8 protein-coding genes and 1 pseudogene are annotated in these 24,184 nt (G+C 44.0%); 1 reads left to right on the top strand and 8 read right to left on the bottom strand.

The window, feature by feature from the left end; translation table 11 throughout:
- Positions 1-12: 12 nt before the first annotated feature.
- On the bottom strand, positions 13-16,137 hold the full coding sequence (locus MKZ07_RS18375) for an amino acid adenylation domain-containing protein (protein WP_341028044.1): 16,125 nt from the start codon (positions 16,135-16,137) through the stop codon (positions 13-15).
- On the opposite strand from MKZ07_RS18375, the gene MKZ07_RS18380 reads away from it, so the two are divergent.
- Entirely contained in the window at positions 16,060-16,239 is a 180-nt protein-coding gene (locus MKZ07_RS18380; protein ID WP_341028097.1) for a hypothetical protein, read from the top strand. The two genes, MKZ07_RS18375 and MKZ07_RS18380, sit on opposite strands and share 78 nt — an antisense overlap.
- Before the next feature lie 21 nt (positions 16,240-16,260).
- Here MKZ07_RS18380 and MKZ07_RS33625 read toward each other — a convergent pair.
- The 7 genes and pseudogenes from MKZ07_RS33625 to MKZ07_RS18410 form a co-directional block, all read right to left on the bottom strand.
- Positions 16,261-18,453, bottom strand: a pseudogene (locus MKZ07_RS33625) (non-ribosomal peptide synthetase); the annotation flags it as partial.
- A gap of 225 nt (positions 18,454-18,678) precedes the next feature.
- Positions 18,679-19,788, bottom strand: a complete 1,110-nt coding sequence (istA, locus tag MKZ07_RS18385) for an IS21 family transposase (protein WP_051494011.1) — start codon at positions 19,786-19,788, stop codon at positions 18,679-18,681.
- A 75-nt stretch (positions 19,789-19,863) separates the two neighbouring features.
- Complete coding sequence (locus MKZ07_RS18390; RefSeq protein ID WP_036700498.1) at positions 19,864-20,583, bottom strand: thioesterase II family protein; 720 nt, start codon at positions 20,581-20,583, stop codon at positions 19,864-19,866.
- The gene (locus MKZ07_RS18395) at positions 20,576-20,755 is read right to left on the bottom strand and encodes a hypothetical protein (RefSeq protein ID WP_036700500.1); all 180 of its coding nucleotides are present in this window, start codon (positions 20,753-20,755) and stop codon (positions 20,576-20,578) included. The genes MKZ07_RS18390 and MKZ07_RS18395 overlap by 8 nt, the downstream gene beginning before the upstream one ends.
- A 35-nt stretch (positions 20,756-20,790) precedes the next feature.
- Positions 20,791-21,951, bottom strand: a complete 1,161-nt coding sequence (locus tag MKZ07_RS18400; RefSeq protein WP_341027044.1) for an ABC transporter permease — start codon at positions 21,949-21,951, stop codon at positions 20,791-20,793.
- A complete protein-coding gene (locus tag MKZ07_RS18405; RefSeq protein WP_341027047.1) occupies positions 21,899-23,176 on the bottom strand; it encodes an ABC transporter permease in 1,278 nt (425 codons plus the stop codon). Before MKZ07_RS18405 ends, MKZ07_RS18400 begins: the two co-directional genes overlap by 53 nt.
- 13 nt (positions 23,177-23,189) lie before the next feature.
- On the bottom strand, positions 23,190-24,122 hold the full coding sequence (locus MKZ07_RS18410; RefSeq protein ID WP_341027054.1) for an ABC transporter ATP-binding protein: 933 nt from the start codon (positions 24,120-24,122) through the stop codon (positions 23,190-23,192).
- Positions 24,123-24,184: the final 62 nt, after the last annotated feature.

The following is a 24,184-nucleotide window of genomic DNA, read 5'->3' on the forward strand; positions in this document are numbered from 1 at the left end:
CCAGCCTGTGCTTCATATTTCTACTCTGTCTGAAGAACACTTATCGCTTTCAGTAAGGACCTGCAGCAATTTCATATATTGATTGAACAGCTCGAACATCTTACTCTGTTTAAGCTTACTGCGGTTATAGCTGCCTACAATTTCAAGTTCACCAACTTTCTCAGTGACTTCAAGCATCAAGTCTGTCCGTCCATGGTCCATAGGCGGATTACTGGCAATCCCCCATGCGAATAATGGGACGAACCTGTTGTCCGTTCCGGTTCCAGACGGCTCTTGTCCACTCTCTGCAGCAGCCCCGATGTCCTCCCGCAGGTGTATATGCTGATTCTTCACCAGGTTTACAATCTCATGAAAATTATCTATTCCGGTGATATCTATCTCAATCCAGCCGTGTACCCCCTCAGCCGGATCAGAGAACTTTACAGCAAGCCGTTCTCTTTGGCAGATGTCGGATAAGAGGAACATATAGCCGGCCAGCAGAAGATCAATGAATTCGTACTGGTTCCCGGTACATACCTTCACCCATTCGGTATATGCCTCTCCTCCAATGCTGAATCTCGGAAACGGACCATCATCAGGGTCAGTCTCATCAGCTAAATATTCTGCCGGCCATTCAATTGCCATGCCTTCCGCCTCAATAGCAGCAGCGGTCTCAGCAAAGGCAAACTGATGCTCAATGTATCCAGCCAGCTTGTTGATCGTCGGATAGGAGAACAGATCAGTAATTTGAATTTGATCCGGGAACAGCTTCTGCAGTTCGTTATACATAGCCACAATTTTTAGAGAATTACCGCCTAACTCGAAGAAATGATCATCAATGCCGACCTTCTCCATATTAAGAATGGAGGACCAAATATGCTGAATTTCTTTTTGAAGCTCTGTAACCGCTTCTTCATAGTCATCCCGCAAGGCTGGACGTACGTGTTCAGGCTCAGGCAATGCTTTAAGATTAATTTTCCCATTCGCGGTCAACGGAATCTCATCAATCTGAATGTAAATCTGCGGCATCATATACTTAGGCAAAAGAGCCGATAAATACTCTGCCAGCTCTGATATGATCAGTCTCTCTGAGGCTACGAAATAGAGCACTAGATCCTGTGAACCAAATGCATTAGGATATCCGGTGACCACGCATTGCCCGACCTTTTCGTGACCGGCTGCCACACTTTCAATCTCCTCCAGTTCAATCCGGTAACCGCCAATTTTGACCTGATTATCCAATCTGCCGATCACATCCATATCCCCATTGGGCAGCCAGCATGCCATATCTCCTGTTCTATACATCTTGGTGCCTGGAATGAACGGATTGTCCACGAATTTGGCAGCCGTTAGTTCTTCATTGTGCAGGTATCCTCTCGCTACCCCGTCACCGGCTATGCATAGTTCACCCGCAACACCCCCCGGCAAGATGTGGCCAGCTTGATCCACAATGTAAAACCGGGTATTCGCTATCGGTTTTCCGACATTGACCGTAGCCTCATGAGTTAATTCTTTTACTGCGGACCAAATTGTAGTTTCAGTAGGCCCATACATATTGTAGATTCTGGCATTCGTTAATTCTTTCAGCCGGATCAGCAAATCCTTAGGAAATGATTCTCCGCCAATCATCAGCAGCTTCAACTTCCGGAAGCTTTCCGCTGTATTACTGCAGTTTAGCATCAGCCTCAGCCTCGATGGAGTTAATTGAATGGTATTGACGTCTGAATCCAAAATAAGCTGATTTAGCCGGTAAGGATCCTTCTGCTCATCTTCACTGGCAATAACCACCTTTAGCCCTCGTGTTAGAGGCAATAGGGTCTCTAAGCCGAAAATATCAAAGGAGCATGTTGTTACCGAGAGAATGGATGTATCTTCTGTAAAGCTTATTCGATCATAAATACCTTCAATGAAGTTGTGAAGCGCCCTATGTTCTATTGCAACCCCCTTTGGTCTGCCGGTAGAACCTGAAGTATAGAGTACATATGCCAAATCCTCGGAGTTATACATCCCCTGAAGATTGGAATCATCCTCGTCCTGTATCTGCCTTGAGTCAATATCGAGAATGGTGACCGCTTCATTGAAGCCCAAGGAATCGGCCAGACCTCTCTCCGTCAGCAACAGACCAGCCTGGCTGTCCTGAAGCATATAGGTAATTCTATCTACCGGATAGTCAGTATCCAGAGGCAAATATCCCCCTCCCGCTTTTAGTATTCCGAGTATGCCAACCAGCAGATTACAAGATCTTTTCACCATAATTGGGACAATAACATTGTTCTTAATATTATTCTTCTGTAAGATCCTTGCCAGTTGATTCGCTCTTCGATTCAGCTCACTGTACGTCATACATGTGTCATGGAATTCCAATGCAATAGCATCTGGTGTCCGTACGGCTTGCTCTTCAAACAACTGGGTGATGGTCTTCTCTTGGGCATAAGCTGTCGTGGTGTTATTAAGCTCATGCAACAACTTATTTCTTTCGCAGCCATTCACCATATCAATATGCTCAACCAGTTGCTCCGGATCAGACGCCGCACAGCTTAGTACATAGATCAGATTGTCCATTAGGGCATTTATAACATCCCTGCTGTACGTATAAGCATTATAGGTAATCTTAATCTGCAGCGTATGGCCGGGAGCAATCAGAATCTCCAAATCGTAATTCGTTTGCTCAAATCCCGCTGCTCCGGTTATTTCCACCTCTTGTCCCTCAGACTTCTGAATTTCATTCAGACTTTGGTCGATAGGATAATTCTCATAGACCACTACATGATTAATCAGATTATTCCTCTTAGAGGATAGAGTCTGAATTTCTGCTAACTGGCAATAGCTGAAGGCATTGGCATGAATGAAATCCATATTCAGCTTCTTGGCCAGAGCAATAAAGGATGACTGGCTTCCCCCAGCGACCCGAACAGGTACGGTGTTGATACATAAGCCGACGATCTGTTCAATCCCTTTAACGTCACCAGGTCTGCCCGATACGACAGAACCGAATACCATATCATTGGTATTACTGTATTTTTGCAGGACTACTCCCCACGCAGTTTGGACAATTGAACTTAACGTTATAGCGTTGTTATCAGCAAGACGTTTCAGTTTGGCCGTTGTTACCGCGTCTAATGAGCTTCGTTCCTGCTGATGCCTGAAGCCCTTGTCCTGATGCTGCAGTTCAGGTATCGCCGTTACCGGCTCATATGCCGCTAAATAGGATTGCCAGTATTCCAATGCCACCTCTTTGTCCTGACGATCAAGCCAATTCAAGTAATCGCTGTAAGGAACAGCCTTCTCTTGAATCCGTTCAGCTTTTTGAATTTGCGCTTTATACCGGGCTATCACCTCCTGCAATATAATAGCTGTGCTCCAGCCGTCCATAATGATGTGATGGAAACTGTACAGGAGTCTGAACTCATTTACATTTGTCTTAAGAACAGCAACCCGGAGAAGGGCGTCTTGTTCAAGGTCAAAAGGTTTACTTCTATCCTCCAATACAAGCTGTTCGACATAGCGGCTCTGCTCTGGTATGCTCCAGTCAGTGATATCCTCATAACCGACGTGCAACACTCTCTTTTTGAGCACCGCTTGTTTGAATCTCTTAATATCCCGGTAGAAAAAAGCAGTTCTTAAAATTTCATATTTACCGATTAATTCATTTAGGATAACCTCCAGAATTTCTACACTCAGATTGCCTTCAATGTTCAACTCACTTTGTTCCAGATAAGTGCTGGAACCTGCATCCACGATGGAGCTATACATCATACCCTCTTGCATAGGTGATAAGGAATGAATCTTCTCAATTTCTTGTCCGCATGAGAGTATTGTTTGAAGGTCTTCTAGGCTTAAATCCGGATCTCCATAATCCCACGGTGTTCTCCGGGTAATCTCCTGATTCTGGCAATGGTCTATCACTCTCAGCAAGCTGCTGCGGTAAGCTGCCGCCAAGTGCGCCATAGTATCATGCTTATATTCCTTAGTGCTGTAGCTGAAGAACAGCTTTAACTGCCCATCCATTATCCGCCCGTTAATACTGATGCCGGTATGCTTATGGTTAACACTTGAAATACTGTCTCCGCAGGACAGGTTCGAGAATTCCAGCAGTCCGCTTCCGCCCTCTATTCCAAACTCACCAAGATAGTTGAAACTTACTTCAGGCTCATGAATACGAAGCTCCTTACCGTCATCCGCCAAGTATCTCCAAATTCCATATCCGATACCTTTATTCGGAATATGTCGCAACATCTCCTTAGTGCTTTTGAGGGATAATGCAATATCATCACTGCTGGTCATATCTAGAACAATTGGATACATTGTAGTAAACCATCCAATGGTCCGGTCTATGGACATTTCTTGAAAGATATCTTCTCTGCCGTGCCCTTCAAGGCTTACCAGCACTTTATCAATTCCTCTCCACTCCTTGAAAGCAAGCCCCAGTGCGCATAATAGAACGTCATTAATATTCGTGTTATACGCTGTATTAGTATTTCTTACAAGACTGGCCGTTTGTTTCTTAGAGAAGTTAAGGATGATTTCCATCCGTTCGCCAAATCCACTATGCTCTTTACCGGAATCCTTGGGTAATGTACTTACATCTATATTGGAAATTCCCTTCCAATAACTGGCCTCTCTCTGCATTTCTCTTCCTTTGGCATATTCATTTAACTTTTCCGCCCATGATTTGTAGGAAGCAGTCTTGAGAGGAAGTCTTGGAGCATTTCCGGCAGCAAGCTCACGGTATGCTGATTCCAGATCCGATATCAGAATTCTCCAAGATACTCCGTCAATCACAAGATGATGAACAGCTACAAGTAGATGGTCTCCCCGATCTGTTTGGAACAGGCCCAGTTTAATCAAGAGTCCTTCTTCCAGGTTAAGCCCCTTTTGCAATTCATCAGATAGTGCCGGAATAACGATTTGCTCATCTTGATCCTTCAGATCATATACATCCAGGGCAAAAGCATGATCAGCAACTTTCTCACTTCGATTCCTTTGCCTCATCCCCTCATGCGTTCTCTGGTACATCATTCTTAGGGCATCATGGTGGACCAGAAGAGCCACAAATGTCTTTCTCACAATCTCTTGGTCAAATCCTTCTTTTCTGTAGAACATAAAAGCTTGATTATAATGGTTTTCCTGTGGAAATTCCCTTTCCAGGAACCACTTTTGAATGGGCAGGAATGGCACGTTACCTTCAACCGCTTCTTGAGATATCTGCACACCATCATATTTAACATGAGCGGCAAGTTCTTTAATACTGGGATACTGCATCAAGTCCTTCACTTCGAGCCTCAGATGATGCTCCCTCAACGCTGAGACAATAAGGATGGATTTTATAGAGTCCCCCCCTATTTCATAATAATTATAATTGGTCCCTATAGGCTCCATACGGAGTACTCTTTGCCATACATCTACAAGAATTTCCTCCAGTTCATTCTCCGGCGCCGCATAATAATCTGATTGGAATTCATTGAAATCCATTACTGGCAAGGATTTCATATCAACCTTTCCATTTGAACTCAACGGGAGAGTAGAGATCTGAACAATAAAGCCGGGAACCATATACCCCGGGAGTTCCTTTGCCAGTATTCCTTTGACTTCCGATGCAATGATCTCTTTATTGGATACTACATAAGCACATAAATAGTTATGGCCCTGCTGATCTGTTCTAGCTACCACAACAGCTTCTGCGATATCTGGTATTTGTAACAGCCTGTTCTCGATCTCCCCGGTTTCAATCCGGTAGCCTCTTACTTTGACTTGATTATCCATTCTCCCCAGGTACTCTACCGTACCGTCAGGAAGCCATCTCGCCATATCGCCAGTCTTGTATAATTTGCGGCCTGCCTTAAAAGGATGATCTACAAATTTCCGGGCGGTCAATGCTTCTTGCTGCCAATACCCCCGTGCCACCCCGGCGCCGCCAATACATAATTCTCCGGCGATGCCGATCGGCTGCAGCTGCATCTTATTCCCCACAATATACAATTCAGTATTGTTTGCAGGGATACCGATAGAAACCGAGTTCCCTTGATCCCGCGTAACATCGTATTTATAAATCATGCAGCCCACTGTCGCCTCTGTAGGTCCGTATTCATTATAGATTTCAATATGTCCACCGAATGCGTGGTGTATCTTCTCCGCAACCTTCACCTTAAGATCTTCACCACCCACAATCAGTGCCCTGATGTTCGATTGAGATAATTCCATATCCTCCAGTAATCTTAAATGTGTGGGGGTCAACTTAATAATGTTAACCCTATTCTCTTCAGCTATAGTTCTGGTAAGCAGAGCTTTATCTTCCCCCTCATAAATGACGATGGAATTGCCGGATATAAGCGGTGTATAAATTGAAGTCACTGTTAAATCAAATGAGATCGAAGAATACAGCGGAAATACAGTTTCTTTATCTCCGGCATACTGTTTATCCGCCCAATAAATATAATTCACTAAATTTCTGTGCTCTACCATTACTCCCTTAGGTGTGCCTGTTGTACCGGAAGTATATATCACATAAGCTAAATTTTCAGGAGAGCAAGCCCTTGCCGGATTATCAGTTTCTCTTCCGTACAACCACTTATCCTCCAGATACAGATATTGCCCGCTATATGATAAATCTCTGTCGGTATGATGCTGCAACAAAAGAACGGTTGCTTGGCTGTCTGTTAACATATAATTGATTCTCTCTGCCGGGTATTCCGGATCAATCGGCAGATAAGCTGCTCCGGCCTTCAGAGTAGCAAGAATTGCAATAATCAGTTCCACAGAGCGGTCAGCCATGATTCCGACAATAGCTTCTGAGGCCACCCCTTTATCTTTTAATACGCTGGCCAGGCTATTGGCCTGTTCGTTCAACTCTTTGTAGGTTACCGCCTGGCTGCCACATACAACTGCCACCTGAGCCGGGGTCCGGTTCACCTGCTCCTCGAACAATTCGTGGATGGTTCTATTCATCGGATAATCCGAAGGTGATCCATTGAACACGTTCAACAGCAGGTCCTTCTCTTGATGACTTAGCATGTCCAGGCCGTCAAGCTCTTGATCCGGCTTAGAAACGGCTTCGGCCAATAGACAGATATAATGGTCTGCCATCCGCTGTACTGTAGTTTGGTTGAATAATCTGCTGCAATATTCCAAGCTGAAGCTAAGATTTCCGCCCATTTCCTGCGCTGTCAAGGTTAGATCGAATTTCGCCACTTCGGCCATCGGTTCAATCAGGCTGATCTTGGCCTGAGCGTTATCTGCATTTAACCCGTGATCCAGATTTTCCAGCACAAACATAACGTCAAACAGCGGGTTTCTGCTGGTATCGCTTTTGAGATTCAACTTTTTAACTATCTTTTCAAATTGATAAGCCGTATGCTCCAAGTCTGCCAGGGTATACTGTTTGATTTCCTCCAGGAACTCCCGGAACGTTCTGTCTCCTGCCGGGTAATTTCTCAGTGCTACCGTATTTACGAACATGCCCATCATTTCCTGGAGTTCACTGTGTGATCTTCCTGACTCCACTGTCCCTACAATGATGTCTTCCTGCCCGGTATATTTCCATAACAGCACATTGTACACGGCAAGCAGCACCATGTAGAGCGTGGTCCCCGTGTCCCGGGCCACCTGCAGTAGCGCAGCAGTTAACTCCGCTCCTGCCTCGAAGTGTATCCGGCTTCCCTCGAATTGCTTCACCCGGGGTCTTTCCTTATCTGTTCGCAGATTCAGTAGCGGCAGCTCTCCGGATAACCGTTCCAGCCAATAGCGCTCATCTCTGCTCAGAGCCTCTTGCCCGTTCATACGGTTCTGCCACTCCGAATAATCCTTATATTGAAATGGCGGAGACTCAAGCAGCTTCCCTTCATACAGCGCCTTGAACTCCCGGACAAATATTCCAATAGAGGTGCCATCCAGGACAATGTGATGAACATCCAGGATCAGAATGGACTTCGCTTCTCCGCATTGGAGCAGCCGGGCTCTTAATAATGGTGCCTGACTCAGGTCGAACGGCGACACAGCACTGCAGATGGCAGCTTCTGCGTCTGCCTCAGACACTCCCCTGCTGGTGAAGTCCAGCTTCCAGCTGTCATTGATATACTGGACCACTTCTCCGTACACTACCCCGAAATGGGTGCGCAGCACTTCATGCCGCTGCACGATTTCCTTCAAGACTCCTTCAGTCCGTACCGCATCCAGCGCCTCTTCAAACTCCAGAACCACCGGTACATTATAGACTACACTCTGTTTGTCCATCTCCCACAGGGCATACATCCGTTTCTCTGCAGAAGAGGCTGTATAATAGGGCTGGTATGGTGCTGGGGATAGACCTATACCTGTGTCATCCTTGCGTTCCAGGCCACTGATCCAGCCGCTCAGCCGGTGAATCGTGGAGTGCTCGAAGACCTCCTTGACTTTGATGTCCGCACCCAGTACTTTGCGTACTTGAGAGACCAGCTGCGCAGCTTTGAGTGAATGGCCGCCCAGTTCGAAGAAATCATCATGAATGCCGATTTGTTCGATGCCCAGCAGCCTGCTCCAGATCTCTGCCAGCTTCTCTTCTGTCTCGTTGCCCGCGCCTTCGTACCTACTCTGCATCTGGCTCAGATCGGGTTCCGGCAATTGCTTGCGGTCGATCTTTCCGTTTGGCGTTAATGGCAGGTGTTCAATCTGCATCATATACCCCGGAATCATATAAGACGGGAGCACCTTGGCTAACTCATCTCTTACCTGTGCGAGCTTCACTTCCGTGTCTGCTGTTACATAAGCACACAGATACTTTTCTTCCCATTTATCGGTTCTGTCTACCACAACTGCCTCTTTGACAGCTTTTTGCTTTAAGAGTTGCTGTTCAATCTCTCCGAGCTCAATACGGAATCCTCTAATTTTAATCTGCTGGTCTTGTCTGCCCAAATATTCGATGCTGCCATCAGGCCGCATTCTCCCGAGGTCACCCGTTTTATACATTCGGGTCCCTTCTAGGAAGGGATTAGTAACAAACTTCTCCTCTGTAAGATTCTTATTATGCAAGTATCCCTTTGCCAATCCCATACCGCTGATGCAGATTTCACCCGGCACGCCTATCGGAGTAACCTCATGCGCAGAGTCAACTATATAGATCTTTGTATTTGTGACGGGTCTTCCAATCAGACTATACACACCCTCACGAAGATTTCTTACATCCATGTAGTGCGCAATGCAGCCAATTGTGCTCTCCGTTGGTCCGTAATGATTCATGAATTTCACCCAAGGACATTCTTTTGCAACCTTCAACACATGATTAACATTTAACCGCTCCCCGCCAAGGATAATTGTCTTCAGGTCTCTGCAGGAGCTCCAACCGGCTTCGTTATCCATTAGTGTTGAGAATAAACTTGGAGTCATTTTCAAGTAGCTGATCCCTGTCTGCTGCACGTACTTCAATAATGCAGGCGGATTAAGATAGCCTTCTTTTGGAATGATATGCAATACTCCTCCACAGAGCAGTACAGGAAAGATACTGGTATAGCATAAATCAAAGCTATACTTTGAGGTAATAAGCGATCTGCTGGAAGAATCAAGGTTCAATTCACGGATAACCCAACCGGAGTAATTGACTAAGGATTGATTCAGAATGCTTACTCCCTTGGGATTCCCTGTTGTTCCGGAAGTATAGATAACATATACCTCATCCTTCAAGTCATAACTGCTGTGCAGATTGCTGCTTACCTGTCCTGCAAATAAGCTCTCGTCCTCAATGTCAAGGCATTCAATGTCAACATTCAGCATTTGAATGAGGTTCGAGGTAGAGATTAGCAGGTCTGCCTGGCTATCCTTGAGAATATTAGCGATCCTGGTGCCTGGTGCCTCCTCATCTATAGGCAAAAAGGAGCTGCCGGCCTTTAAAACTCCTAAAATCGCTACCAGCATATTTTCTGACGGCTCAAGCAGCAAAGCGCAAATACTATGATGTCCTATTCCTTGCCCGAGCAATGTTCTAGCCAGACGATTTGCTTTTTCATTCAACTCTTTATAAGTAAGCTGCCGGCCTTGATAAACTATTGCCACCTGATTAGGTGAATTCTCGGCTTGCTCCTGAAAAAGCTGCTGCAGGCTTTTATCCACTAAATATTCTGAATTTGTATTATTGTACGTGCTTAATATCTTATCTCGCTCCTGACCCGCAATTCCACGGATGCCGCCCAGCCTGATGCCGGGGTCTGCAGCAATACTGTCGATGATATGGCTTAAATTACGGCTAACCAGCTCAACCATTGCTTCGTCGTAGATATAACCGTTATAGGTGAATTCGAAGGTCAACTGTTCGCCAGGGAGTACTACGACTCCAAAGTCATAATGAGTTTGCTCAAATGCCCCGATTCCGGTGATACCAAGTACAGCTCTGCTGTCCCCGATTTCTGCCACATGCTCAAGCGGATAGTTTTCATAGACCACAAGATGATTAATGAGCTTATCCTTCATGCCGGTTAATGCTTGTATATCTGCCAGTGAGCTATAACCATAAGAATTACTAGCTTCATTCAAATCATGTTCAAGCTGCTGCGCGAGTGCCAGGAATGATGTTGTTTCCCCTCCTCTCACTCTTAGCGGCACTGCATTAATGAACAAGCCTACCATCTTATCAATATCTTTAATGCCAGCTTGCCGTCCGGAGATAATCGTACCGAACACAACATCCTCTGAACGGTTATATTTTTGCAGTAATACTCCCCAGGCTGCCTGAATAATTGAATTTAAGGTTATCCGGTTCTTTTCGGCCGCCTCTTTCAGCTTGGAGGTTGCTTCCCTGCTAAGCTGAAGGGAGGTTTTTCTTTGCCGGTAGCCTTCAGTCTCCCTGCTCATATGGAAATGTGGAATTTCAGCACCATGCTCATAGCCCTCAAGATACCGGCCCCAATAGTGTAATGCCGCTTCTTTATCTTGTTGCTCCAACCACTTCAGATACTTGCTGTACGGTTCTGTTGAATCCAAGATTACCTCCCGGCACGAACATAACGCGTTATAAATTTCTGCCGCCTCTTTCATCAATAAGCCTGTGCACCAGCCGTCCATAATAATATGATGGAAGCTGTAGAGAAGCTGGTACTTCCGGCGGCTGATTTTGATGACTGATACACGAACCAGGCAATCGTTAGTTAAGTCAAAGCCTTTGGCTCTATCCTCATTCTTGAACTGATCCAGGAACCTGTCTTTATCCTTCTCATCAAGCTGGCTAATGTCCTCATAATGTACACTTATCGTGCGTTCCTTCATTACGGCCTGCTTGGAATAACTTAACTCCTTGTAGAAGAAGGCGGTCCGCAGAATTTCATGTTGTTCAATCAGCTTATTGAGGGCTGTATGCAAATGAGCCAGATTAAGCCTTCCTTCCAGAGTGAATACAAGCTGTTCAAAATAGGCCTGAGAGTGAGGATCAAGCAGAAGGTGATAGAGCATTCCCTCTTGCATAGGAGTAAGCGAGTGGATCTTCTCAACTTGTTCTCCACTAGAGATGATAACAGCCAGATCCTCCATGGTTAATTCCTTATCTCCATAATCCGACGGAGTTTTCTCTGTATGCTCACGGGCTTCACAATGCTCGATAACTGCTGTTAGATACTTCAAGTAATTTTCGGCAAGTCTCTCAATGGTCTCATATTTAAATTCTTCTGTACTATAGTTAAATACAAATTTTAATTGTCCGTCTATAATTAGACCATTGATTTCTATAGCATTTAGCTTCTGATTAGCTAAAGAGACACCCCTGCCGCATGAGATTCCGGAATGTCTGAACGTCGCCAGCCCGGCAGGATCAGCGAACTCACCCAGGTAATTAAAGCTAATATCAGGTTTCAGTTTAAACTGGATACCCCCTTTAAGCTCCGGGTTGGTCAAATATTTAAGTACCCCATACCCGGTTCCTTTATTGGGTATTCCTCTTAAATATTCCTTGGTGTACTTTATACAAGCTGACATATTATCACTATGAGTCATATCCAGGACTACCGGATACATAGAGGTAAACCAGCCGATAGTCCGGTCTATAGAAATATCTTCAACCAGCTCTTCGCGGCCATGGCCTTCAAGATTGAATGACACAAGATTGATTCCAGCCCAATTTTTCACCGCTATCCCCAATGCACAGAGTAAAAGATCATTAATTTGTGTGTTGTAGGCAGCATTTGTTTTTCTCAGCAGCTTTTCTGTGCTTTCTTTTGAAAAACATATCGTAATATCCTGGCTTGCACCAAAAGTGCTTTCTTTGGCCTCATAATCTCTGGTGATTTTTGTGGCTTGTGCATTTTCAATTTTCTCCCAATACGGGAGCTCCCTCAGTATAGTTCTGCTATTTGCAACCGATGCAAGCTTACTTGTCCATTCTCTGTAGGAAGCCGTTTTTGCCGGCAGTTTAATCTCCTTTCCCTGTAGAGCACATCCATATGCGTTCTCCAGATCTTCAAGCAGAATTCTCCATGATACTCCATCTATTACCATATGGTGGATGGTGATTAGCAGTTGATCGCCAAGCATGGTTCTAAATAGTCCCAGTCTTATTAAGATACCTTCCTCCAAATTCATTCCCTGCTGGATTTGATTCGCTAAGTTCTCTATCGTATTCGTGTAATTCAGATCTTCTCTTAAGTCGTAGATATCCAGCCTGTAAGCATTTGGGGACTGATCAATTCCTCTATTCATTTGTGTTATGCCGTCTTGTCCTGCCGGGTATATCATGCGAAGGGCATCATGATGATGAATCACTTCTCTGAATGCGGTACGCAGCACTTCTTCCTCTACCCCGCCCTGGACTGCAAACATAAATGATTGGTTAAAATGGTTTTGTTCTGTAAACCTGCATTCCAGGAACCAACGCTGAATTGGCGAGAATTCCGCTTCTCCTTCAACAGGTCTTTGATCAACCTCTGTTGTACAGTTATGAATATGTCTGCTTAATTCTTTTATAGTCGGGTACTGCAGGATATTTCTCGCTTCGAGACGCAGATTATGCTGCTGAAGTCTTGAGACCAGCATAATTGACTTGATGGAGTCGCCGCCCAGATCATAGTAATTGTCATTAATCCCGATCCGCTCAACTCTCAGAATATCCTCCCATACATTAATTAATATTTCTTCTGCAGTTGTTCTCGGTGCTTCCCATTCCCTAACCGTTGAATCCATAAGCTTCATCTTATCCAGCGCGTTCCTGTCAACCTTGCCATTCGGAGTTACTGGAATGTTATCCAACTGGAGGATATAAGCAGGTATCATATACGACGGAAGTACCTTCATTAATTCCTCTTTTAGCTCTGCTGCTGATCGTTCCAGATCTGCAACGATATATGCGCATAGGAAGTGGTTTCCGTAATCATCGGTCCTGGCCGTAACGACTGCCTCACGTATAGCCTTCATATTTTGTAACTTGCTTTCAATTTCGGCTGTCTCTACTCTGTACCCCCTAATTTTCACCTGATTATCGATTCTTCCTAAATATTGAATGTTTCCATCAGGCAGCCATTTAGCCAAATCTCCGGTTTTATACATTTTTGTTCCAGGATGATAAGGATTATCCACAAACTTCTCCCGGGTCAGATCCGCTCTGTTTAGATACCCTCTTGCTAATGAAGCACCTGAAATACACATCTCACCGGGAACTCCAACCGGCACCAGCATATTATACGGATCGAGAATATATATATCTGTGTTTGCAACAGGTTTTCCAATCGGTATATTTTTGTAGTCTCTATCAACAATAAAGCTCGTAGTCACTACTGTGTTTTCAGTTGGCCCATAATTATTTATTAAGTCATAGGTCTGTCTTCTATATTTCTTAAGCTTATCCGCTCCCGTCAGCAGCTTGCGGAGAGACTTATTCTCCGCCTCCAGAAATTGCTCACATATCTGCGTAGGAAGAAAGCTGATTGTGATTCCCTGTTCATCATAGAAACGGTTAAGCTCAGCAATATCCAGCATAATGGACGGGTTCACTATATAGATTGAAGCTCCCGCTATAAGATAAGGGAATATTTCCCACACTGATGCATCGAAGCCAAAGCCGGCATACTTCGTAGCTTTATCTTTTTCAGTGACACTATAATATTCATTATGCCAAGAGCATAAGTTAATAAGTGCATGATGCTCAACCATGACTCCTTTGGGATTTCCCGTTGTTCCTGAAGTGTAGATTACATAAGCCAGATGGTTGGCATCACCTCTGGACTCCAGATGACTTACCTTCCGGTTATACAGATTACTATCTTCAAGATCAATAACTGAAACTCCATCGGCTACATCCCAGTTGGGCTGTTGATGAGTCAGGACAACTGCAGCGCAGCTGTCTTGTAACATATATCTTATACGTTCCTCCGGATACTCCGGATCAATCGGCAGATACGCCGCTCCGGCCTTCAAAATGCCCATAACACCTATTATCATCTTTAGTGAAGGCTGCGCCATAATGCCTATGATAGAATCCTTCTCCAGCATGTATGTTCTAAGTACGCTGGCCAAGCTATTGGCCTGCTCATTAAGCTCTTTATAGGTAAGCGTCTGATCTCCGTACACAACGGCAAACCGATCTGGAGTTCTCTCCACCTGCTCCTCGAATAACTCATGAATCGTCTTACCCTTGGAATAGTCTCGGGATGTACCATTGAATACGTTTAACAGTAATTGTTTCTCTTCACTCCTAACCATATCGAGCCTTCCAAGCTCTTGATACGGGTTAACAACTGCCTCTGCTAAAAGACGTTTATAGTGCTCTCCCATTTGCTCCACTGTAACCTGGTCAAACAAGCTGCTGGAATATTCTAAACTAAAGGATAGGTTTCCGTCAGTCTCTTTCGCTGTTAAAGTCAGGTCAAACATCGCTACCTTCAAATCCGGCTCTGTAACCTTTATTCCATCAGCAATCTCACCCTGGGCGAACCCGTAATCTTTGCTCTCAAAAGCAAACATGACGTCAAACAACGGATTTCTGCTGGTATCCTTTTGTAAATTCAACAGATCCAAAAGGTTCTCATAAGGATAGACAGCATGCTCGAAGTCTGCCAGGGTATGCTGTTTGATTTCCTCCAGGAACTCCCGGAACGTTCTGTCTCCTGCCGGGTAATTTCTCAGTGCTACCGTATTTACGAACATGCCCATCATTTCCTGGAGTTCACTGTGTGATCTTCCTGACTCCACTGTTCCTACAATGATGTCTTCCTGCCCGGTATATTTCCATAACAGCACATTGTACACGGCAAGCAGCACCATGTAGAGCGTGGTCCCCGTGTCCCGGGCCACCTGCAGCAACGCAGCAGTTAACTCCGCTCCTGCCTCAAAGTGTATCCGGCTTCCCTCGAATTGCTTCACCCGGGGTCTTTCCTTATCTGTCTGCAGATTCAGTAGCGGCAGCTCTCCGGATAACCGTTCCAGCCAATAGCTCTCCTCTTTGCTCAGAGCCTCTTGCCCGTTCAGATGCTTCTGCCACTCCGAATAATCCTTGAATTGAAATGGTGGAGACTCAAGCAGCTTCCCTTCATACAGCGCCTTGAATTCGTGGATCAATATCCCGCTAGAAATACCATCCATGACAATATGATGAATATCCAGGATCAGAATGGACTTCGCTTCTCCGCATTGGAGCAGCCGGGCTCTTAATAATGGTGCCTGGCTCAGGTCGAACGGGGACACAGCCCTGCAGATGGCAGCTTCTGCGTCTGCCTCAGACACTCCCCTGCTGGTGAAGTCCAGCTTCCAGCTGTCATTGATATACTGGACCACTTCTCCGTTCACCACTCCGAAATGGGTGTGCAGCACTTCATGCCGCTGCACGATTTCCTTCAAGACTCCTTCAGTCCGTACCGCATCCAGCGCCTCTTCAAACTCCAGAACCACCGGTACATTATAGACTACACTCTGTTTGTCCATCTCCCACAGGGCATACATCCGTTTCTCTGCAGAAGAGGCTGTATAATAGGGCTGGTATGGTGCTGGGGATAGACCTGTACCTGTGTCATCCTTGCGTTCCAGGCCACTGATCCAGCCGCTCAGCCGGTGAATCGTGGAGTGCTCGAAGACCTCCTTGACTTTGATGTCCGCACCCAGTACTTTGTGTACTTGAGAGACCAGTTGCGCAGCTTTGAGTGAATGGCCGCCCAGTTCGAAGAAATCATCATGAATGCCGATTTGTTCGATGCCCAGCAGCCTGCTCCAGATCTCTGCCAGCTTCTCTTCAGTCTCGTTACCCGCGCCTTCGTACCTACTCTGCATCTGGCTCAGATCGGGTTCCGGCAATTGCTTGCGGTCGATCTTTCCGTTTGGCGTTAATGGCAGGCGTTCAATCTGCATCATATACCCCGGAATCATATAAGACGGGAGCACCTTGGCTAACTCATCTCTTACCTGTGCGAGCTTCACTTCCGTGTCTGCTGTTACATAAGCACACAGATATTTTTCTTCCCATTTATCGGTTCTATCTACCACAACTGCCTCTTTGATGCCCTCCTGCTTAAGCAACTGATATTCAATTTCTGCGGTCTCTATTCTGTAGCCCCTTATTTTGACCTGACTATCTATTCTCCCGATGAACTCTATATTTCCATCTGGCAGCCAGCGGACAAGATCCCCGGTTCTGTACATTGTAGCTCCAGGTTCAAAAATATTCTCTACGAATTTTTCATCTGTTAATTCCGCTTTATTCAGATACCCTCTTGCCAGGCTAATTCCGGAGACACATAACTCTCCGGCAACGCCGATAGGTACAAGCTGATTATATCCATTTACTATATATGCCTTCAGGTTGGCAATAGGCTTGCCGATAGGCACAACTGGAAATTCAATTGCCATTTCAGCTTCCGGGATATTACAGGCCCACATTGTAGAACAGATCGTAGATTCCGTTGGCCCATAAGCATTAATATACTTTACCTTAGGTGCCCATTGTTCCAGTAACGCCCTGCTTATGGAAGAGCCAGCCGTCACCAGTAATCTTAAAGTGTTTATTTGATTGCTGTCTAATTGAATCAGATACGTCGGCGGCAGCGTCATAACGGTGATCTGATTGTGGCTGATATACTCTGTAAAATCAGAATAACTGCCTATAATTTCGTTGGAGAGAAGGTGCAATTCAGCACCGTTTAGCAGGGCCATACTCATCTCCCATACCGAAGCATCGAATGAAAAACTGGCAAACTGAATAATTTTGTCTTTTTCATAAATGCCTAAATCATTCTCAAATATAGTCTTCAGATTACTTATGCCGCAATGTTTAACCATTACACCTTTAGGTCTTCCAGTAGTTCCTGAAGTATAAATCACATAAGCCATATCCTGTGCGGTGCTCATACTTACCAGATTGGACGAATCATTATTATACAAATATTCATCGTCCAGCCTGACAATACGGCCATTATAGTCTGATATAACATTAACTTTTTCCGTTGTTAGAAGTAATTCTGCCCCGCTATCCTCCAGCATATAGTGTATTCTCTCTCCCGGATAACCGGGATCTATCGGTACAAAGGCGCCTCCCGCTTTTAGTATCCCCATGATACCAACGATTGTTTCCATAGACTTGTCTGCCATTATACCTACAATGGATTCACGCTTCACCCCCATTAACCGTAAGGTTCTTGCTAAACGGTTTGCCCGCTGATTCAGAGCCTGATAGGTCATTGTCAGATTTCCCTGTGCCACTGCTGTATTTAATGGTGTTCTCTTTACCTGCTGCTCGAATAAATCCTGGAACGTTGCTTCTTGGGAATATATTGCAGTGTGGTCGTTAAATTCATATAGCAGTTGCTGCTTTTCCTTGAATGTGAGGATGTCCGTATCCAATATTGCGGTGTCGGGAGAGCACAATATTGCTTCCAGTGCTTTTAACAAATGAGTGGATATTCTGAGGATTGTATCGCATTTATACAAGTTCGCATTATACTGAATGGTTCCTTCAAGAATCTGATCTTTTTTGGTAAAAGTGAACAGCATATCTGCATCACAAGCTGCTGCACTCATTTGCCCTTGGAATCCTTCGAGAACAATCATCGTGTCATATAGAGAGCCATGTTGTTTAGTACTTTGGTCTTTTTGATTTTCAAGAGCTTCATAATATATTTTGTTAACGTCTGTTAATAAAGTCTTTAGTGTGCTTGTTTCATTAATCCGGCTCACCAGTGCCAGCTCATTGTTGAATCGGGAGGCCCCTAAGACGATATCACGTTCTCCCGTATACTTATACAACAACAGGATCAATGCTGCAGACAGTATGCAATGTATGGATTCATAAGAACCACTGTTCAATGTTATGCATAATTCTTTCGATGCTGTAAATATAACTTGTTCTTTTCGGCTCTCTCTCTTCTCACGGCTAGTATAATCAGTTGGGAAAAAAGTGCTGGTGAACTCCGCCGGTACATTTCCTGATTCGATCAAATTACCCTTTTCCGAATATTCAGACATCATCTTGAACCCCTTCACCTTTAAATTCAGAATAACTTTTTCCTTAACTTTTATTTTTAGAGGATAATAGATAAAATTCGCCATATTCCTCAATAATGCGACTTATTTCGCCAGTCTAATAAAAAAAAATCAGTAAATATATTGAACAAATAGAATGATATACCTGTAATCTTTTTTTGTCAATGAAGTAATTTTTTACCCATTTCCATCATTTGAATTTCCCCATTATGCCTAAAACAGCTTTCTCAAAGTTAAACTGCAAAAAGAACTACCCCTTATCCCAAAACGAAAAAAGGGAAAGGGGAGGTCCTAGTATGTTTTTTTCCTGTGCTGCTCTTTGCGGAAAATCTGGTGTTTTCCAACCGCCTTTTGATGAACCGCTATCTCTTGCTTCCCGTGAAAGACATGGATAGCCCCATTGTGCTCAAGGATATATACCTCCTGGCCAGCAAAATCGGATGGAACGGAATAATGATTTGTTTCATAAGAAATTAGGCAGTGGCCGGAGACTTTCCTGGAATAATAATCAGTAAGCTTGAAAAACTCCCTATTGATCGGCTGAAGCTCCTCCAGTGCTAAACATTCCATGGCATTCTTAGCAGTGGCGTTGACCTGAATTTGATTGGCAATATAATTCATCCAGCCCTGCACCTTTTCATTTACCTCACTCAAATCCATGAAATTAAAATCATATAGACGGAAATTGTGTTTCAGGAATCTTATTCCCCGTTCCCCATGACCATGCTTGAAGCCGGAGCCCAGAAATTCTATCGTGAAATGGTAGTGCTCTGCAAATTGAATTACACGCCGGTCCCAGATCACCCTACCCTGGCTGTCCAGACCGCTTGAGATACTCCGCAGATTCTCATAGATCACCTGCCTGGTAATGCCTCCGAAATACTCCATGGCACGGAGTTGGCAGCTTAACAGAGTTTCGAGCTTTTGATTTTCTATAAATTCTGCATAGACCATCCGTGAATACTCCAATGTCATGACAAAAACATGTAATTTTGTTTTTATGCCCTGCAGCTTGACAGTCATCTCACCCCAGTCTACCCTTGCTTCCTCGCCAGGCAACACTTCTCTGTATGTCCTAGTGTCATTAGACCCAGCGTTGAATTGAGAACGTAAAGGCCTCATGTATTCCCTTAACAAGGTGGATTCACCTTGATATCCCAAATGCCGGATTTCCCTTAACAGGGTAACCGAATTTAAACATCCGTCATTCATACGCTGATAGATATAATCTTTATATGGAGCCAGTTTAGGCATACTGAACGAAGGGTGGTCCTCAGGTGGCTTGCTTTCTAACCATCTACTGATTGTTTTGCGGTCTCTGCCCAATAATTGGGCAATTTGACTGACTCTCATCCCTTTTTGCTTCATCTCTTGAATAGCAAGATACTCCTCTTTTCTCATTCTGTGTCCCCCCTGAGAGCTTATTTGTCAGTTCTATAATCAGGAACACCTGAAGAGAACTAACTTTTGGGAGTATCAAAGCTTAACAGGCTCCTTTTCTCTTAGAGTCTCATTAATAATAGCTGTAATCTCAGCAGCATGATGGTTGATAAAAAAATGATTTCCTTCAAACATATACAGCTTGCATTGCTTATCTGTAAATTGTCTCCACCCTTCTAACGCTTCACAGCTTAAGGTATCTCTGTTCCCTGATAATATAGAAATGTTGCAATCAAGCCTCTGTTCACTTTCCAGAACCGTATCCTTCTCCAGAATTCTAAAATCATTTCTTAATACCGGAAGACACAGCTTCTGCAGATCCTTATTGGTTGCAAATTCCTCCGGGGTCCCCCCCATTTCTATAATTCGCTGAATAAACATTGGATCGGGTAACCGGTGAATCATATCTTTACGGTTAGAGAAGTTTGGAGCGCCGTAGCCCGAGAAAAAGATATGCGTGGGCTTTCTGTTATTCATTCGGTCAACTTTATGATATAACTTATAGGCCAGACGGCTTCCCATACTATGTCCAAAAACAGCATAGTCATGGTGTTCAATCTTCTCTGCTAACTGATAATAGATATCGTTAACAGCTTCATTGATATCTTCATAAAAAAATTCATTGATCCTTCGGCCTCTTCCTTTCAACTCGATGGGACAGAGTTGAACGGAATCGCTCAGAAGACTGCTCCATTTATAATAGAGCGAACCCGATCCTCCGGCATATGGCAAACAAAACAATAATTTCTTAGACATGAAAAGCTCTTGAAACGCCATTGATGATAAGGAAGACCCCGATGACTCGCAAAATAACTCTTGAGGTCCTGTCGTCTTTTCTAAATATCGCCTGGCCTAATGTCCCAATAAATACGTTAATTAGAATTCCGATTATGAGCTCCACGATCCCGATTAATTCCATTGTGCCCATCTTAATCACTTCCTGAATTAGTTTTTGAATTGCTATTAGCTCCTCATAGCCTTAAGCTCTCTACCCGTTAACAAGAACCCCGCTGCCAATCCAACAGCCCCGATCACTGCAAATACAACCAACGGAACCCACTCTGAAGTCACTGTCTGATGGCCAAAAATGACATCTGATAAGGATTCGATTGCCCAGGACTCTGGAGTGAGCTTCGAAAGAGTCCGCATGAATTGAGGGGCCATTTCCATTGAAAAGAAGGAGCCGCCAAGCATTCCGGTTACAGCTATGAGAATAGAAGCCGAAGAGGTAAACTGTTTCTGATTCTTCATAAACGGGATAACAATCATCGTCACACTGGTCAGGGCAAATAAATAAGCAGCGAACAGAACTCCAACTGCAAGTGCATGGTCTGCAATACTAATCTTAAGCAAATACTTGCCAGCCGCCAGAATAACGAAGATATGAACCGCCCCAAACAGATAGGTTGACATCATTTTTGCCAGCAAATATTTCTTATAATTTACTGGAGTGCTTAACAGCCTGCTCAGCGTATTATTCTCTTTTTCATCAATCAAGGTTCTTAATCCCTGAACAACAACAAACCAGATGAACATAACCAGAAACCCGATTAATCTGGCCGTAGCCTTATCATGAGTCTTCTCACCACTGCTTATTGTTTGATCATCAACCGTCAGATTAGAGTCCTTATGAAGCTCCGCAAATATACTAGTATTCATTCCCGAATCCTCTATATTCAGTTCCTTAGAAACCATCTGGGTATCGTGAATGACCTTCTGGAGGGTACTTACTTCACCTGTTATGATCTCCTCCAGAATCATGCCATCCCCGTTCTCATAGTTTTGAACGAAATACATAGGCAGTTCCTTCCCTGAAGACAGACGGGTGTCAAACCCCTGATGGATGACCAATCCAAAAGGAATGTCCTGATCATCCACCTTTTTTTTTATCGTCGTTTCATCGGAATGTACAATCTTAACCTGGTGCTGTTGAATCATATCCATGAGCTGATTGGAGTATAAGCTTTGATCTGCATCAGCTACGTATAAGCTAACCTGGCCGCTTCCTTGAGAGAAGGAAAACAAGAAGGTCAGGATTAAAGGAACTGCGATGGTTGCAAATATTGCAATTCTATTTCGCAACATCAGTTTCAGCTGGTTTTTTACCATGACTATAAATTGCACGTTGATTCCACCCTTTTCCGCTGTATACCATAATGTTAAAGAACACAAATATCAGCCCTATGCCCAGAAGCTCAAGCAAATCGATATAAATACCTCTGAGGCCCACCCCTTGGCATACTTTTAGATAGGAATTAATCGCTTTACCATTAGGGATGATCGTCTGAATAACACGCAGACTATCCGGTAACCCGCTTTTGGTGATAAAACTCCCACCCAAGAAACTAAAAATATAAAGCACCGGCGAAGCTAGACTGGAAACTGTCACATGGTCTTTCGCAGTAAATCCCCATAACAGAATGATGCTGCCAATGGCAAAAGCATAAACAACAGTTATTACAAGAAGAACAAGAGGATTCCCCCATTTCATCTGGAATACTAACCGGCTAATAATGATGACAATAGTCATTTGAATAACAACCGATAAAATAATTCCAAACAACTTACCAAGCACATACTGTATATTCAATGTGGGTGTGGATTTGATTCTAAATAGCGTATGATTTTGTTTCTCGTCCACAATACTGTGAACCAGCACAAAAGCCGTCATTATAGAGAACATTACTACCATGGCAATGGAGTAATACTGCATAGCATCTATGGGAACAGCTTTATCATTAGTTGGAGTCACAGGTATCTTTAGACTGAGCCCAGGGCTGCCGCCAATCTGACTGAGAGCCTTTTGTATGTGATCTTTAGGAATATTGCCTTTACTGGATATGGCTTGAAGAATCGTTCTTTGTTCAACATCCGTAGTTCTGATACTTGCATTGAATCGATCCAGAATTGTGGAAACAATCTCTTTTTCCAGAGGCTTATCATGATCACCTATTAGTACAAGATCTGCTTTTTCATTATGAATAGCAGCCTTAGTGAAGGTTTCCGGTACATATACTAATACTGCCGCTTTACCGTCTTGGAGTAATTGCTTGCCTTCCGCGTAACTAGCTGTTTCTTGTAAATTCACGATTCGCTTCAGTTCTTCTTGTTTCAATAATGTATCTCTTAAGACATTTCCTAATGTTATGATCTGATTATCAACCGAAGCACCCTTATCAGCATTATAAAAGGCTACATGAAATGCTTTAATTTGAGAGCTCGAATCACTAAACACAGTTCCCAGGATGAGTATCAAGATTGATGGAAACAGAATAAGCTTGAGATAAAATGTTTTATTCTTAGTCAGCAGCCGCAGATCCAGCAGGAATAAACGCAGTAGCTTTTTCATTTGATCACCCCCATTACCCCCTTAAATCCTTTCCTGTGATCTGCAGAAAGATACTCTCCAGGTTAACTTCCTCATATTTGAAGCTGGTAAGCTTTATTCCCGTATTCTTAATTTCATCAACAATTTCAATCACATTCTTGTCGCTGGTTGAAACCAGCATCCTGATTTGATTACCTGTTATATCCACCTTAGATATTCCGGAGATCCGTTTTAGCTGTTCAAGCGCTTCCTTACTCGCTTCGCTAAAATTCACCGTTAGTGTGTCACAAGCAGCCAAGCCATGCTTTAATTCTTCTTTCGTTCCTTGAGCAATCAAAGATCCGTGGTCGATGATGGCAACATTTCTGCATAAGTACTCTACTTCTTCCATGTAATGACTCGTATAGATCACAGTCATTTCTCTTTCCTGATTCAGTCTTTTTACTGTCTCCAGAATATGATTTCGGGATTGAGGATCGATACCTACTGTAGGTTCATCAAGTATCAATAGCTTGGGATTGTTCATAAGTGCCACTCCAATATTGACCCGGCGTTTCATCCCTCCGGAGAACTCAGCCACATCCTGGCTTCTTTTGTCTTGCAGCCCTATAATCTCTAGAACCTCATCCGTCCTGCTTCTTAACTTTTTTCCGCCAAGTCCGTATAGACTCCCGAAGAACTCCAGATTCTCCTTGGCACTTAAAGCTTGGTACAAAGCCAGATCCTGCGGTACGATCCCCATGATTCTCTTGATCTCAATAGGATGATCCTTAAGTGATTTATTATCGATGATAATACTTCCGCCGCTGGGTGTTAGCACTGTGCTGATCATAGAGACAGTCGTTGATTTTCCTGCTCCGTTAGGACCTAATAGGCCAAAAATTTCACCACGCTTCACACTTAGCGAAATATTGTTAACCACATTGACGTTATTGTAGGTTTTGGTCAAATTAATTAATTCAAGCATTTGCGAAGCACCTCTCGTTCATTTCTGATCTGTTCTCATTGTACCCCCCGCATCCACTTATA

The organism is Paenibacillus sp. FSL P4-0338 (assembly GCF_038002365.1).
Classification (GTDB): domain Bacteria; phylum Bacillota; class Bacilli; order Paenibacillales; family Paenibacillaceae; genus Paenibacillus_AQ.

Bases quoted from the DNA above. Each gene is read 5' to 3' on its own strand.
- MKZ07_RS18380 (WP_341028097.1), top strand. From the start codon at position 16,060: ATGGCCGCCCAGTTCGAAGAAATCATCATGAATGCCGATTTGTTCGAT.
- istA (WP_051494011.1), bottom strand. From the start codon at position 19,788: ATGAGAAAAGAGGAGTATCTTGCTATTCAAGAGATGAAGCAAAAAGGG.
- MKZ07_RS18390 (WP_036700498.1), bottom strand. From the start codon at position 20,583: ATGTCTAAGAAATTATTGTTTTGTTTGCCATATGCCGGAGGATCGGGT.
- MKZ07_RS18395 (WP_036700500.1), bottom strand. From the start codon at position 20,755: ATGGGCACAATGGAATTAATCGGGATCGTGGAGCTCATAATCGGAATT.
- MKZ07_RS18405 (WP_341027047.1), bottom strand. From the start codon at position 23,176: ATGAAAAAGCTACTGCGTTTATTCCTGCTGGATCTGCGGCTGCTGACT.
- MKZ07_RS18410 (WP_341027054.1), bottom strand. From the start codon at position 24,122: ATGCTTGAATTAATTAATTTGACCAAAACCTACAATAACGTCAATGTG.